Below are 15,687 nucleotides of genomic sequence, written 5' to 3' on the forward strand. Positions count from 1 at the left end.
CAGACTCGACCCCTTAAACGGGGAAATCCCCCGGGGGAGAACTCCCCGGGGGATTTGTGCCCTTGCGAAGCGGCTGAGTCTTAGGCCTTTGAATCGGCCAGTTCGCGCTCGTTGACTTCTGCCGCTGCCTTGTCGGCTGCGAACTCATCCGCGAACGCTGCACCGTTGCGGGGTGCGTTGTACAGCGACTCATCCAGGATGCCCTGGCGCTTGGCCACGATGGCCGGGACCAGTGCCTGGCCCGCGACGTTGACGGCGGTGCGGCCCATGTCCAGGATCGGGTCGATCGCCAAGAGGAGGCCGACGCCGGCAAGCGGGAGTCCCAGCGTGGACAGGGTCAGCGTGAGCATGACGACGGCGCCGGTGGTGCCTGCCGTAGCAGCGGAACCGAGAACGGAGACCAGAACGATCAGCAGATACTGGCTGAAGTCGAGGTTGATGCCGAAGAACTGTGCCACGAAAATTGCAGCGATGGCCGGGTAGATCGCTGCGCAGCCGTCCATTTTGGTGGTGGCGCCCAGCGGCACAGCGAAGGACGCATAGCCGGAGGGGACGCCCAGATTCCGCTCGGTGACGCGCTGCGTGAGCGGAAGCGTGCCGATCGAGGAACGGGAGACGAACGCCAGTTGGACCGCCGGCCAAACACCGGAGAAGTACTGCTTGACGGACAGGCCGTGGACGCGGACCAAAATGGGGTAGAGGACGAAGAGCACCAGTGCCAGGCCAATGTAGATAGCGGCAGTGAACTTGCCCAATGAGCCGATGGTGTCCCAGCCGTAGATGGCCACAGCGTTGCCGATCAGGCCGATGGTGCCCAGCGGGGCGATGCGGATGATCCACCACAGGACCTTCTGGATGACTGCCAGCGCGGATGCGTTGAAGGTCAGGAAGGCTTCGGCCTGCTTGCCCACTTTGAGGGCGGCAACGCCGATTGCGATTGCGATCACCAGGATCTGGAGCACGTTGAAGTTCACGGCGGTGCTGACGGTGGTGGCGGCGTTGGCGCTCTCGGTGACGGTGGAGCTGGCGCCGAGTCCAAGGAAGTTCTTGGGGAACAGGCCGATCAGGAACGCCCACCAGTCGCCGGTCTTGCCGGCGTACTTGGCTTCTTCGGTGATGCCGGTTGCTGCACCAGGCTGCAGGAGCACACCCAGGCCGATGCCGATCAGTACCGATACCAGCGAGGTAATGGCAAACCACAGCAGAGTGTTCCACGCCAGCCGCGCGGCGTTGGAGACCTGGCGCAGGTTCGCAATGGAGCTCACCACGGCGGTGAAAATCAAAGGAACGACGGCGGTCTGCAGCAACGATACGTAGCTGGAGCCAATCGTCTGGAGAGTAGCGCCGAGGCCGTTGGGAGCAGTCTTGGTGCTGCCCGTGTACTTGGCGATGAGGCCAAGGACGAGACCGATGATAAGGGCTGCGATGATCTGGACGCCGAAGGAACCGGCCCACTTGGGGAGCCGGAAGCCGGTCTTGCCAGCTGCTGGGGAAGTGTTGGTTGAGGTGCTCACCGGAACACGTTAGGTGCATCGCAAATAACATAGCGAACGGACGTTGAGAAATGTTACGCCGTCCCCAAACCCCTTCAGGCCACGGATGCCCCATTTCGCGGCAGCGGGCGGGAGGTTTGTGAAGTTATTCCCGCATGACGTGTGGCGATGATCTCTGGCCAAGGTGCTGACCCCCGCACCCGTTTGCGCCGATCGCACCCGTAACCACTGGTGCGAAATGGGTAAACGGGTGCGATCCCGGCGCCGAAGGGGTGCGCACAGGAAAACTAGCCCAGCAACGCCCGGCGCAGTACGTCCAAACCCACGGAACCGATGTTCAACGCCTTGCTGTGGAAGGACTTGAGGTCGAAGCCTTCGCGGGATTCAAGCTCTGTACGGATCTGCTCCCAGAGCCGCTGGCCCACCTTGTAGGACGGGGCCTGGCCCGGCCATCCAAGGTAGCGGGTGAATTCGAACTGGAGCTGGCCTTCGCTGATGTCGAGGTTGGCTTTGAGGAAGTCGAAGCCCTTATCGGGTGTCCAGGTGCCGGTGCCCCAGCGTTCGGGGACGGGCAGTTCCAAGTGGACGCCGATGTCGAACACCACGCGGGCAGCACGCATGCGCTGGCCGTCGAGCATACCCATGTGGTCGCCCGGGTCCTTGAGGTAGCCCAGTTCAAGCATGAGCTGCTCGGCGTAGAGTGCCCAGCCTTCTCCGTGGCCGGACACCCAGCAGACATTGCGGCGCCAGTTGTTGAGGAGTTCGCGGCGATACGTGGCCGTAGCTACCTGGAGGTGGTGCCCGGGAACGCCTTCGTGGAACACCGTGGTGGTTTCGGACCAGGTGGTGAAAGTGTCTTCACCTGCCGGTACGGACCACCACATGCGGCCGGGCCGGGAGAAGTCGTCGGAAGGGCCGGTGTAGTAGATGCCGCCTTCATCGGTGGGGGCGATCATGCATTCGAGGGTTTTCATGACGTCGGGGATGTCGAAGTGGACATCGGCGAGCTCAGAGACTGCACGGTCGGAGAGTTCCTGCATCCAGGCCTTGAGGGCGTCCGTGCCCTTGATCTGGCGGGCGGGATCGTTATTGAGAATGCTCTTGGCTTCTTCAATGGAGGCGCCCGGCTTAATCTGGCCGGCAACCTTTTCCTGCTCGCTGATGAGCCGCTCGAGCTCCTGGACACCCCAGGCGTACGTTTCTTCCAGGTCGACTTCGGCGCCAATAAACGAACGGGACGCCAGGGCATACCTTTCACGGCCCACAGCGTCCTTCTCCGGGGCTACGGGGAGGAGCTCGTCCCGAAGGAAGTCGCCCAAGGCGCTGTACGCAGAACGCGCGGCCGAAGTCCCGGCGTCGAGCTTTGACTGAACGTCCGCAGGCAGCGGCTGATCACCAACGGCGGCCGTTGACGCCATCTTGGCGAAGAAACCATCCTCTGCCGCGTACCTGCCGGTCTGCTCAATGACGATCCGCACTTGGCGGGCGGCGGATATTTTTCCGGCGGCAGCAGCCGAGCGAAGTGATGCAATATAGCCCTCAATCGCACCAGGAACGTTCGCAGCACGGCCGGCGATGTGTTCCCACTGTTCCACCGTGTCCGTGGGCATGAGGTCGAAGATGGCACGAATGTCCTGGGCGGGGGAGGCGATGTTGTTGAGGTCGGCCTCATCCCAGCCGGACTCGTGGATCTCCAGGTCCAAGCCGAGCCGCTCGCGCATCGCGTCCAGGGTGACGGCGTCCACATCATCGGACGGTTCAAGGCCTGCCAGGGCATCCAAGGCCAATCTTGTGGCCTCCGCATGCGCCTCAGCCCCGGCAGGCGAGTAGTCCTGGTATTCCGTTTCGTGTCCCGGCAAGCCCAGCGTGGTGGCGAAGCTGGGATTGAGTTCGATCAGCTTTTCTGTGTACGCGTCAGCCACGGCATCGATGGCGGACTTAGGGCGTACGGGAGTGTTTGCAGTAGTCACCCACAGAGCCTAGCCGCGACAACGCTTACGTGAAAGGGTTGTTGAACTTTCTACAGAGGAGGGAACTAACCCCGGCTGCGCTTCCAAGCACCTGGACCCGGTGTGGGGTCCAGGCGGAGTTGTTGGCGACGCACCCAGTGCCGGACGTTCGGCTTGGACGAGGCCTCTTCCTGCCGGACTCCCAACGAAACCACGACGGCGGCAAGCGCCGCGAGCTCTTCGGCCGTCGGTTCGCCCTTGACCACCGAGAACATCGGTTCGGCAGGCGATGCGGCGGCTGCTCCGTCAGGCGCCAAATCGGCGCGATGCTTGGGCGCCATCACAGCGGGATGTTTCCGTGCTTCTTGGTGGGCAGGCTCGCGCGCTTGTCGCGGAGGGCCCGGAGTCCGCGGATGATCTGCAGGCGGGTATCCGAGGGAGCGATGACTGCGTCAACATAGCCCAGCTGCGCCGCCTGGTACGGGTTGAGCAGCTCTTCCTCGTAGCCCTGGATGATTTCGGCGCGCTTGGCTTCCACGTCGCCGCCGGCTTTGGCAACGGCAGCGAGATCGCGACGGTAAAGGATGTTCACTGCCCCCTGGGCACCCATGACGCCGATCTGGGCCGTAGGCCAAGCGAGGTTCAGGTCAGCGCCCAACTTCTTGGAGCCCATCACGATGTACGCGCCACCGTAGGCCTTGCGGGTGATGACGGTGAGCTTGGGAACGGTTGCTTCAGCGTAAGCGTAGAGGAGCTTGGCGCCGCGGCGGATGATGCCTTGGAACTCCTGGTCCTTGCCGGGCAGGAAGCCGGGGACGTCAACCAGCGTGATGATGGGGATGTTGAAGGCGTCGCAGTGACGGACGAAGCGGGCAGCCTTCTCCGAGGCAGAGATGTCCAGCGTTCCCGCGAACTGCATGGGCTGGTTGGCCACGATGCCCACGGTGTGTCCCTCAACGCGGCCGTAGCCGATCATCACGTTGGGAGCGTAGAGCGACTGCATTTCCAGGAAGTGGGCGTCGTCCACGATCTGCTCAATGACTTTGCGCATGTCGTACGGCTGGTTGGCGGAGTCGGGAATCAGCGAGTCCAGCGCGTGGTCGTCGTCGTTCAGTTCCAGTTCCTGGTCGTGCTCCACCACGGGGGCCTCGGACAGGTTGTTGGAGGGCAGGAAGTCCAGGAGTTCGCGGACGAATTCGATCGCGTCGGCTTCGTCGGAAGCCAGGTAGGTGGAGGTGCCGGTGGTGGCATTGTGCTGCCGCGCGCCACCGAGGGTTTCCATGTCCACGTCCTCACCGGTGACTGTCTTGATGACGTCAGGTCCGGTGATGAACATGTGGGATGTCTTGTCCACCATGACCACGTAATCAGTCAGCGCGGGGGAGTAGGCAGCGCCGCCGGCGCACGGGCCCATGATGAGGGAGATCTGGGGGACCACGCCGGAAGCGTGCACGTTGTTGCGGAAGATGTCCGCGAACATCGCCAGCGAAGCAACTCCTTCCTGGATGCGTGCGCCGCCGCCGTCGTTGATCCCGACAACCGGGCAACCGTTCCGGAGGGCGAATTCCTGGACCTTGACGATTTTCTCACCGTTGACTTGGCTCAGCGAGCCGCCGTAGACGCTGAAGTCCTGGCTGTAGATGGCGATGAGGCGGCCATCCACGGTTCCGTATCCGGAGACCACGCCGTCGCCGAGCGGCTTCTTCTTTTCCATGCCGAAAGCGGTGGAGCGGTGGACTGCGAGGGCGTCGAACTCGACGAACGATCCGGGATCGACCAGGAGGTCGATGCGTTCGCGGGCGGTATTCTTGCCGCGCGCGTGCTGCTTTTCGATTGCTTCCGGGCCGGAAGGCTGTTCTGCACGGGCCTGGCGGTCGCGGAAGTCGGCAATCTTTCCCGCTGTCGTTGTCAGATCGTGGCTCATCAAGTGTCTCCGGCTCTGTAGCTGATATTCGCTGGCGCAATCCCCGGCACGGACAAGTAGCTGACTTAAGTAGCTTCCGTACAAAGAACAGGCCCCGCAGGCCAGTCTAGTGACGCCTTTGCCGCGAACCGCTGTAGAAACCCTACAATTTTCCGTGCCCAAGCCAAAGCCAACACTATGTTACCCGCCAGTAACATAGTTGGGTTAGAGTGTCCCCATGACTTCAAGCAACGGCGCTTCCTCCGCCTCAACAGAGGGTCACACGCAACGCACCAGCCCCTATGTTGCCTCCGCTTCGCTCAAGGGCAAGACCATCCTTATGTCCGGCGGCAGCCGTGGCATCGGCCTGGCCATCGCCACCCGTGCGGCCCGCGACGGCGCCAACATCGTGCTCATGGCCAAGACCGGCGACCCCCACCCCAAACTCGAGGGGACCGTCTTTACCGCCGCGGAACAGTTGGTCGAAGCGGGCGGCCAGGCGCTGCCGCTCGTCGGGGACGTCCGCAATGATGACGACGTCGCCGCAGCAGTCGCCGCCGCCGTCGAGCGTTTCGGGGGCATCGACGTCGTGGTTAACAACGCCTCGGCGATCGACCTTTCCCGCACCGACGCCGTGGACATGAAGCGCTACGACCTCATGCAGGACATCAACGTCCGCGGCACGTTCCTGTTGTCCAAGCTGGCCCTGCCCGCCTTGCGCGAATCCAGCCACGGCCACATCCTCACCTTGTCTCCTCCCCTTAACCTGGACCCGAAATGGGCCGGTATGCACTTGGCCTACACCATGGCCAAGTACGGGATGAGCCTCACCACGCTGGGACTCGCCGAAGAGCTGAAGAACGACGGCGTCTCGGTCAATTCGCTCTGGCCATGCACCTTGATTGACACGGCTGCGATCCGGAACATGCCCGGTGGGCAGCAGATCGTGCAGGCGGCCCGCGGACCGGAGATCATGGCCGATGCCGCGCACGCCGTGCTGACGGGTTCGGGTGCTACCGGGAATTTCTATACAGACGAAGAGGTGCTGCGCGCTGCCGGCGTTTCGGACTTCACTCCGTATAGTCTCGGCGCGCCCGAAGATCGCTTGGTGCCGGACATCTTCCTTTAGGGAGATTCATAGCCGTTTTTCAGCGCAGCCATCATCCGGGGACGTCGCAACTGGATAGGATTCAGCTATGGATGCCGAACAGCCAGAGAGCAGCGAACCCCAGGTCTTGTCCGGAGGGGTCACTTCCGGGCACTCCCGTTCCTCTGTGGATCGTAGGGCGTTGGACCGTGATGCTCTGCTCCAGTCGGACTTCCTGTCGGCTACCGGCATCTCCCAGCTGAAGATTGTCGATTCCACGGGATCCACCAACCAGGACCTCGTAAGGGCTGTGACGGTGGAGCCGAAAAAGTGGGCCGACCTTTCCGTGTTGACCGCCGAACACCAGACGGCGGCGCGCGGCCGTCTGGACCGCCACTGGGAATCACCCGAGCGGTCGGCGGTGTCCGTTTCCATGGTGCTGCGCCCCGTTACGGCAGAAGGAATGCCGGTCCCGACGCAGAGCTACTCCTGGCTGTCGCTCCTTGCTGCAGTAGCCCTGCGTGAGGCCCTGCAGGAAACCGCCGGAATCACCGCGGAGATCAAGTGGCCCAATGACGTGCTGGTCAACGGGCGGAAGGTGGCTGGCATCCTGGCCCAGATGACTCCGCTGGGCGATGGCTCCGTTCCGGCTGTCATCTTGGGTGTTGGCCTCAACGTGTCCTTGGCCGAGGAGGAACTTCCGGTTCCCACAGCGACCTCGCTTGCCCTCGAAGGGGCCACGACGACGGACCGCACCGCGCTGCTGAAAAGCTACCTTTCCCGCTTTGCCAGGTTGTACCGCAGTTTCTGCAACTCCGAGGGAGATCCTGCGGCCGGTTTGGTAGGCGGCCCGTCCCTGCACAAGCGCGTCGAGTCGGCCATGGTGACGTTGGGCCGGGAAGTGCGCGCTCACTTGCCTGGGGACCACGAACTCGTGGGCCACGCCTCGCGCCTGGACGAGCATGGCTCGTTGTTGGTGGTTGACCACGGCGGCAGGGAGCACGTAGTGACAGCCGGAGATGTGGTGCACTTGCGCGCCACAGAAAGCGGTTATGCGTAAAGAGTTACTTCCGGGGGAGCAGGTCATCACGATTACGCGCCAACAGGGCCGTTCGCTCTTCTTTCCGGTGCTGGCCTTCATCGTGGTACCCGCCCTGACGGGTTTTGCCTGTGCCTGGATCGTCAGGGAAAACCCCCAGCGCCTGGTGCCGTTCATCACTGCCGAATGGACGCCTTGGCTAGTGGGGACCGTTGTTGTGCTCGCGGGGTGGTTCCTCGCCGCGTACAGCCTCAAGCGTGTGTTGCGGTGGCGGTCGATCAAGTACGTCCTGACGAGCAGGCGTGTACTTGCCAGGAACGGAATGTTTCGGCGGAGTGATTGGCAGGTATCGCTGATGGCCGTCAGCAACGTTGGTGTCCAGCAAAGCATGCTCCAACGGGCATTGCACTCAGGGAATATATCCTTGGATACCGGGCACTCCGGAATAGCCGTCCTGGCCGATGTCCCCGAAGTGGGGAAGTTCCGGGGATTCATTCTTGACGCGATGGACGAACTCCCGCAAGGTGAGGTTTTTGAGGGTGAAGTACTGAGGGATTTTGAAGAATTGCCATGGGAGTTGAGAGAAGGTGGAAGAGATGAGCGTTGAGGATCAGCAGTCCGGCGAGGACCTGGACCAGGAGTTCGACGCCGTACCGGAACCTTCCGTCGACGAGGAGACTGAGGTCGGGCCTGCTCCGGCGTCGGTGCAAACAGGTCCGCCCACTGGCGTGATGTCCGCGGAGCGTCTGGCTATTAAAGCGCTTGAGGCGAAGCTCCTTGGCGGAGAACGAAAGCTCCGGCGTCGTGAAGTTGCGGCCGGTGCAGGCGTGTCCATCCTGTCGGCACGCAAAATCTGGCGCGCGCTGGGATTCCCTAACTTTGGGGACGAGGACGTGGCGTTTACTGAACGCGACCAAGCTGCCTTATCCAGCATCCTGGACTTGGTGCGTGCAGGGCTCCTGACGGAGGAAGCCGCGATCTCAGTTACCCGTTCCATCGGCCAAATGACGGACCGCATGGTGGTGTGGCAAATCGAAGCCTTGGTGGAGGACATGGTTTCCGAACAGGGAATCCCTGATGCCGTGGCCCGAAAACAGTTGGTCGGGCAGCTGCCTGCCTTGGTCGATTCCCTCGAAGAGATCCTGGTGTACTCCTACCGCCGCCAGCTCAACGCCGGCGTTCAGCGGCTTGCCGTTCGGGCGGAGGCGGGGCTGCAGGCCAGCGAGGAGGGTCGGGAGGGTGACGAAGACGATTCGCCGTTGCCCTTGGCCCGTGCCGTGGGATTCGCTGACCTTGTCTCTTACACCAGCCTGTCGCGCCGCATGAACGAGAAAACGCTCGCCCAGTTGGTGCAGCGTTTTGAGAACAAATGCGCCGAGATCATTTCCGTGGGTGGCGGACGACTGGTCAAGACCGTGGGCGACGAAGTCCTCTACATCGCTGAAACCCCCGCTGCTGGAGCGGAGATTTCCTTGGCACTGGCACAGGCCTTCACTGAGGATGAGATCCTGCCGCAATGCCGTGTATCCATGGTGTGGGGCCGAATCCTTTCCAGGCTTGGCGATATCTACGGGCCCACCGTTAATCTGGCTGCACGGCTGACTACGCTGGCGCAGCCCGGGACGGTTCTCGTGGACGCCATGACTGCGGCCGCCCTTGGACAGGATGACCGCTTCGTCCTGGTTCCCCAGAAGTCGGAGAACGTCCGTGGCTTCGGTGAGATCCATCCCGTGATGCTCGCGCGCGGACGCGGCAAGGGTTTGGTGCTGGACTAGGCAAGCTGCTGACAGCCCGTCTGGGCCGCACGCTCTCTCACGTCCCTCGGGCTTCAGCCGTTCGCTATCTCACTTTCTTCAGGAAAGTAAGAGAGCGATCCGGCTTAAGGGCTGTTATATGAGAGAGCGTTGGAAATATCTGCGGTTGCTGAGAACTGCGTCACGACTTAGCAAAACGATGGATTAACCCGGTAGTCTTAGCGTTGTTTGTGTCGTATTTTGCCGTGGGGGTCGGCGGCGGCTGCCTCGGGCTGCCTAAATTGTGGGGGAATGTGGATGGCTCTGCCTGACGGGTCCGGAAACCGCCGTGCCAAGAATCGCCGGCGGAAGGTCATTGCGGCAACCGCATTTTCCCTTGCTGCCGCAGTCCTGGTGACCGGCGCGATCCTCTACCCGGGGTTCAAGACCACTGAGGTGGACCTCAATGATGGCGGCGTCTGGGTGGTCAGCAAGTCCAAGAATGCCGCCGGCCGGCTCAACTACCCTTCCAAGTCCCTGGACGGTGCAGTGACACCGGCAAGCAAGGATTTCGACATCCTCCAGCAGGCCGGTGACATCTTCATTGATGACCCTGAAGGTGCCACCATCAACCCGGTCAGCGCCGCAAATATGCGCCTGGGCGGAGACCAGAAACTGCCCGGCTCCGCAGATGTAAGTTTCGGCCACAAAGTGCTGGCAGTTACCGACCCCTCAAAAGGCAAGGTCTGGGCACTGTCGCCCGGATCAGTGGGCGGCTTCAGCGACGAGTCAGAGCCACTGTTCGAGCAATCGCCCGGAATTGTTTCGGTGGTGGGCGCAGACGACACCATTCACACTGTGGATCCGGAGTCCGGCAGCGTGACCGCAACCAAAGTGGACGCCAACGGCAGGTCAGTGGATTCGCAGGTCCGCAAGGATGATGCCCTCAAGGGCGCCGGAGACCTGCAGCTCACCGCCGTGGGTGACAAGGCCGTTGTGCTCAATGAAGTTACCGGAAACATCGTTCTCCCTGGCGGCGCAACCGTTCACCTGGATGACGCCCGGGACGCGAAGCTCCAACAAAGCGGACCCGCCGCGGATTTCGTGGCCATCGCCACCACCAACGCCCTTCTGCTTCAGCCGTTGGATGGTGGTACAGCCAAAACCGTCCGGCCCGACGGCGAAGGCGTTCCCGCGGCGCCCGTCCAGCTGGGCACCTGCACTTACGGAGCATGGTCCGGTGCCAACAAGTACATTCGCGAATGCAGCAACGCGGCTGACAACCGCCGCGCCGACGTTCCCAAGGCGAGTGCGTCGCCGTCGTACGTTTTCCGCGTAAACCGCGACCTTGTGGTTCTGAACGACGTCAATTCCGGCAACGTCTGGATGGTCAACCAGAACATGCAGTTGGTCAACAACTGGGACGACGTTATCCCGCCCCAGCAGACATCGGACGACGCCGACAAGGACTCCGCGGATGACGTCCAGCAGACGGTCCTGCCGGACAGAAGCAAACCCAACACCCCGCCTGTGGCCAAGCCGGACGCCTTTGGAGTGCGCGCCGGAAAGACGACCCTCCTGCCGGTTTTGGACAACGACGCCGATTCCGACGGCGATGTCCTGACGGTCTCCGCTGACCAAGCCGTGAAGTCGGGCGCGTTGGCGCCTGTCTACGGCGGGACGGGTTTCCAGATCTCCGTCCCTGCGGAGCAATCCGGGGCCGAGACTTTCAAGTACTCCGTGGACGATGGCCGTGGCGGAACCGGCGCAGCGAACGTTGACCTCCGGATCGTGCCGTCCGGTGAGAACAACGCACCCCAGCAGAAGCCCAACAGGAACAACGCCTTGGTGGTGCAATCCGGGAAGATCGCCAACCAGTACATCCTCAGTGACTGGATAGATCCCGACGGCGATGACATCTTCGCGGTTGCTGCCAGCAGCAGCGATCCCGCCGACCAAGTACGCATCCGGCCGGACGGGTTACTGACGTTCCAGGACTCCGGGGCAGGGCCGGGCAAGAAGACCATTTCCGTGACGGTTTCGGATGGCGCACTGAGCACTGAGGGGCGCATCAGTGTGGACGTTCGTGCCCCTGGTGCCCTGCCGCCCATCGCCAACGCCGATCACGTGGTGGCGGTGGCAGGCCAGGACACGGTGATCGCCCCACTCAAAAACGATACTGATCCACAAGGCGGCACTCTGAGGCTGGCCCAGGCCCAGCCGGACGAACAAGCCACGGCTGTCATCGGTCCGGACCAGCAGACGTTTACCTTTAACTCCACGACTGTCGGCCCTCACTACGTCACCTATATGGTCACCAACGGCCCCGCGAGTGCGCAGCAGCTTGTGCGCGTGGATGTAGTGTCCGGAAATAACGACGGCGCTCCCGTTGCGGTCCGCGACATCGCGCTTCTGCCCAGCGGCGGCAGCACCGTGGTGGACGTGCTGGGCAATGATTCGGATCCGGCCGGCGGCGTGCTGGTTGTCCAGTCGGTCACTGCGGAGGACGGCCTGCCGGTCACGGTAGCGGTTCTGGACCATTCAGTGGTCAAGGTCACCGACATCCATGCGACCGGACAATTGTCCTTGAAGTACACGATTTCGAACGGCAAAGCGTCGGCCACGGGAGACATCTCGGTGCAGGTGGTGCCGGCGCCGAGCAAGCTGCAGGCCCCACAGGCCAAGCCCGACGAAGTATCGGTACGCGTCGGCGACGTTGTGACCATCCCGGTCTTGGAGAACGATTCGGACCCCAACGGCGGAGAGCTCACCCTTGATCCCGCACTGGCGCAACAGCCCGACGCCGCGGACGGCAGGACTTTCATCGCTGGCAATTCCCTGCGCTTCATCGCAGGCGAGGTTCCCAAGACCGTCTATGCCATTTACAAGGTCAGCAACGCGTCGGGCCAGACCGATTCGCAGCAAGTCACTATCCGTATCCGCGCCAGGGACGACGCCACGAACACCCGCCCCGAGCCGCGAAACCTGACCGCACGTGTGGTGGCGGGCATGACCGTCAAGATCCCCGTACCGTTGGACGGCATCGATGCCGACGGCGACTCGGTGCAGCTCATTGGCGTCGACAAAGCGCCCGCACTTGGCACAGCCGTGGTGCGGGATGGATACATGGAGTTCACTGCTGCCGCCAATTCTGCCGGGACTGACACGTTCAGCTATCGCGTTCGGGACCGAATCGGAGCCGAAAACACCGGCACCGTGATTGTGGGCATCGCACCGGCAGAAGCGAACAATCAGAAGCCGATTGCCGTGGACGATGCAATTGACGTCCGGCCAGGTCGTCGGATTGCAGTAGATGCGTTGAAAAACGACTCGGATCCCGACGGCGATCCCCTTGGTCTGGTGAATTCCTTCGAAGCCAATCCGGAACTGCAGGTTGAGGCTGCCACCGGCAAGATCCTGTTGACGGCGCCCGGCGTTGCCGGAAACGAGAGCATCAGCTACCGGATCCAGGACGACAAAAAGGCTGAAGCAAGCGCTGTTGTCAGGGTTCAAACAAGCCCGACGGCGGCCCTCCACGTTCCGATTGCGGTAGACGATCGCATCACCCTGGCTGAGACGCTGGGCAAGACCGCCGTGGACGTCCCGGTACTGAAAAATGACTCTGATCCGGACGGCGTTGCGGAAGACCTGACCATCACGTTGCCGGATGCGACCCCGAACGCCAGGGTAGGGACCGCCGGCAACGTTGTGGTGACTCTTACTCCCCAGGACCAGCTGATTCCGTACACCGTGACGGACATGGATGGGCAGTCAGCAACAGCAGTGATGTGGGTCCCCGGACAAGGCCTGCAGTATCCAACGCTTGCCAAGACCGAGCCCGTTGAGGTCATGTCCGGCAAGGAAATTACGCTTTCGCTCGAGGAATACGTCCGCGTGCGGGACGGGCGCCAACCCCGGCTTACGGTGGCGGACAAGATCCGTGTACAGGGAGCCGATCCCAACAACGTTATTTCGGGCGACGGAAATGCTCTGCGGTATGCGGCACAGACGGACTACGTTGGCCCGGGGTCCATCACCTTCGAGGTGACTGACGGATCGGGCCCGGACGACTCGGAGGGGCTGAAGTCCACGTTGACCATCATCACCAAGGTGATCCCGGACCCCAACGCGAACCACATCCCCACTTTCAGCGGCGCTTCGATCGAGGCACCCAAGGGGGAAACCACGGACTTGGAACTGGCAAACCTCGCGAAGGATGTGGACGAACGGGATCAGGGAAACCTCAAGTTTGAGCTCGACGGACAGCAACCCGCGGGCTTCCAAACCAAGGTGGAGGGAACCGTCCTCAAAGTCACCCCCGACCTTTCTGCTAATCCGGGCGTTGTGGGCACTTTCCCGCTAAAGGTCACGGACGGCCGCTCTGACGCTGTTCGTGCCACAGTGACGGCAACGGTTGTCTCGTCCAACAGGCCGCGTCCTGCAGCCAACGATGATGCTGTTGAGAAAGCCAACGCCGGACGGTCCGAGACCATCAATGTGCTGGCCAACGACTTCAACCCCTTCAATGACTCACCGCTGACCATCGAGAGCGCCGCCGTGGAAACAGGCTCTGCGGCTGGTCAACCGACGGTCTCCGGTGATTCGGTCACAGTGACCCCTGCTGACAGCTTCAAAGGCGTCATGGTGGTGCGGTACACAGTGCTGGACAAGACCAAGGACCCATCCAGGCAGGCCGTCGGGCGTGTCCGGATCACAGTCCGGGACAAGCCCGACGCTCCGTCGGCGCCCGTAGCAACCGACGTCCGCAGCCGCACCGCGGTGCTCAAGTGGGCACCGCCGTCGGACAATGGCGCAGCCATCACCAAGTACACGGTGAAGGCGGCCGGCTTTGAGCAGGCGTGTCCCACCACTACCTGCACGCTCTCGGGACTGACCAACAACGTGAAGTACGTGTTCACGGTATTCGCCACCAATGAGGTGGGAGACTCGCCTGCGTCAATCGCGTCCAATGAGATCCGCCCGGACGAGAAGCCGTCGCCGCCGGAAGCGCCCGGGGTCAAAGCCGGGGACAAGAGCATGGCTATTACGTGGACCCCTGCGAAGACCGAGGGCTCTCCTGTGAAGCACTACAACCTGGAGATCTCGCCGCCTCCGGCCAACGGCATAGCCGTTAAGAACGAGGTCACCGGACTGAGCTACACATGGCCCGGGCTCAGCAATGGAGTGAAGTACAAGGTTCGTGCCCAGGCTGTCAACGAGCTCGGGCCGTCGGATTGGGGCATGTACTCCCTTGAGGACAACCCCGCTGGTCTTCCGGCGGCCCCGGCTGCCCCCACCACCGCTGTGGTGGAGTCCGTGGGAACAAGTAACCAGATCCGCGCGGATTGGGCCGAACCCGATATCAATGGTGATCCCATCAAGACGTACTACGTCACCATGAGCGGTGGAAACGGCGTGCCCCAGACCCAAACAATCCCGGGAAACGTCCGGTCAGCCACCTTTACCGCCCAGAACGCCGAAGCCGGCTACACGTTCACAGTGCAAGCTGAGAACAAGGCCGGGAAGGGTGGCGTCAGTGCCGCCTCAGCCCCTCGCCGTGCCACAGGCAAGCTCGGCACCGTTAACAACGTCACAGCGACACCGGCAAATACCGGGGGAGCGGGCCGGGCAGTCACCATCAACTTTGCGGTCCTTGACGACAAGCAACGAAACGGATCCACGCAGAGCGAAGTCAGCTACCGCTACCTGGCGAGTACCGGCCAGTCCGGTCCCATCACGCCCGGGCAAACGGTGGGTGGTTTCGCCAATGGGCAGGCTACCTCCATCACGGTCACGGCCGTGTCCTCCGTGGCGCCAAGTTCCAATGCCAGCGCACCGGCAACAACCACGCCGTACGGGTCGCCTGGTACGCCGTCCGCTTCCGGTGCCAACGGCGGGCAAAACCAGACCACGTTGACCCTGAGCTGGTCCTCACCGTCCACGGGCAGCAACGACGTCGCCGTCACCAAGATCAGGATCAGTGACGGTGAAACGGACGGCTGGATCACTGCATCGGCGTCCGGCAGCCGGGTAGTCAACACCGGTGGCTACAACCAGACCCGCACCATTGAGGTCCAGACGTTCAACTCCATAGGCCAAGGCGGAGGCGTGGCTACCGCAAGTGCTCAGAGCGGGCCGCAGAAGACCTCCTGGGATGCGACCTTGCCATCCGGCAGCTTCCGTACGTGCACGGACACCGCGCCATCCGGTCAGACGTCCTGGGACCCCAACACTCCGGGGCACCGCTGCGATGGCGTGGTCTATGGAGCCCCATGGCAGTACGAGTCCAATGGCACATTCACGGTTAACTGTTACATCAACCGCAGCACCCCGTACTTGAACTATGCGGCCTGGTACCGCCTGACCAGCGGCGCTAATGCAGGCCGTTTCATCGCCCAAGGCAACACCACCTTGGGAGACCCCGGACCCCATCAGATTCCGCAATGCTGACTCAACCGACGCCGGGGCGCCGGGCAGTTGTCC

General features: G+C 62.5%; 9 protein-coding genes. 5 read left to right on the forward strand and 4 right to left on the reverse strand.

The window, feature by feature from the left end; translation table 11 throughout:
- Positions 1-80 precede the first annotated feature (80 nt).
- The 4 genes from ACNAOT_RS07255 to ACNAOT_RS07270 form a co-directional block, all read right to left on the reverse strand.
- Positions 81-1,514, reverse strand: a complete 1,434-nt coding sequence (locus ACNAOT_RS07255; protein WP_091466240.1) for a dicarboxylate/amino acid:cation symporter — start codon at positions 1,512-1,514, stop codon at positions 81-83.
- A gap of 266 nt (positions 1,515-1,780) precedes the next feature.
- On the reverse strand, positions 1,781-3,463 hold the full coding sequence (locus ACNAOT_RS07260; RefSeq protein ID WP_420180577.1) for a DUF885 domain-containing protein: 1,683 nt from the start codon (positions 3,461-3,463) through the stop codon (positions 1,781-1,783).
- 65 nt (positions 3,464-3,528) lie between these two features.
- Positions 3,529-3,786 (reverse strand): acyl-CoA carboxylase epsilon subunit, encoded by a 258-nt coding sequence (locus tag ACNAOT_RS07265; RefSeq protein ID WP_420180578.1) that lies wholly within the window; start codon positions 3,784-3,786, stop codon positions 3,529-3,531.
- Positions 3,783-5,366 carry an acyl-CoA carboxylase subunit beta gene (locus tag ACNAOT_RS07270; protein ID WP_420180579.1) on the reverse strand — a complete coding sequence of 528 codons (1,584 nt, stop codon included), beginning with the start codon at positions 5,364-5,366 and terminating at the stop codon, positions 3,783-3,785. The genes ACNAOT_RS07265 and ACNAOT_RS07270 overlap by 4 nt, the downstream gene beginning before the upstream one ends.
- 217 nt (positions 5,367-5,583) lie before the next feature.
- Here ACNAOT_RS07270 and ACNAOT_RS07275 point away from each other — a divergent pair, with 217 nt between their 5' ends.
- From ACNAOT_RS07275 to ACNAOT_RS07295, 5 genes are all read left to right on the forward strand, one after another.
- On the forward strand, positions 5,584-6,474 hold the full coding sequence (locus ACNAOT_RS07275; protein WP_178996525.1) for an SDR family oxidoreductase: 891 nt from the start codon (positions 5,584-5,586) through the stop codon (positions 6,472-6,474).
- A 67-nt stretch (positions 6,475-6,541) separates the two neighbouring features.
- Positions 6,542-7,492 carry a biotin--[acetyl-CoA-carboxylase] ligase gene (locus tag ACNAOT_RS07280; RefSeq protein WP_420180580.1) on the forward strand — a complete coding sequence of 317 codons (951 nt, stop codon included), beginning with the start codon at positions 6,542-6,544 and terminating at the stop codon, positions 7,490-7,492.
- Positions 7,485-8,078, forward strand: coding sequence for a PH domain-containing protein (locus tag ACNAOT_RS07285; RefSeq protein ID WP_420180581.1), 594 nt, complete (start codon positions 7,485-7,487; stop codon positions 8,076-8,078). Before ACNAOT_RS07280 ends, ACNAOT_RS07285 begins: the two co-directional genes overlap by 8 nt.
- Entirely contained in the window at positions 8,068-9,246 is a 1,179-nt protein-coding gene (locus ACNAOT_RS07290) for an adenylate/guanylate cyclase domain-containing protein (protein WP_091466255.1), read from the forward strand. Before ACNAOT_RS07285 ends, ACNAOT_RS07290 begins: the two co-directional genes overlap by 11 nt.
- A gap of 276 nt (positions 9,247-9,522) precedes the next feature.
- Positions 9,523-15,654 carry an Ig-like domain-containing protein gene (locus ACNAOT_RS07295; protein WP_420180582.1) on the forward strand — a complete coding sequence of 2,044 codons (6,132 nt, stop codon included), beginning with the start codon at positions 9,523-9,525 and terminating at the stop codon, positions 15,652-15,654.
- The last annotated feature ends 33 nt before the right edge of the window (positions 15,655-15,687 follow it).

This window comes from Paenarthrobacter sp. TA1.8, from assembly GCF_048595705.1.
GTDB lineage: Bacteria > Actinomycetota > Actinomycetes > Actinomycetales > Micrococcaceae > Arthrobacter > Arthrobacter nitroguajacolicus.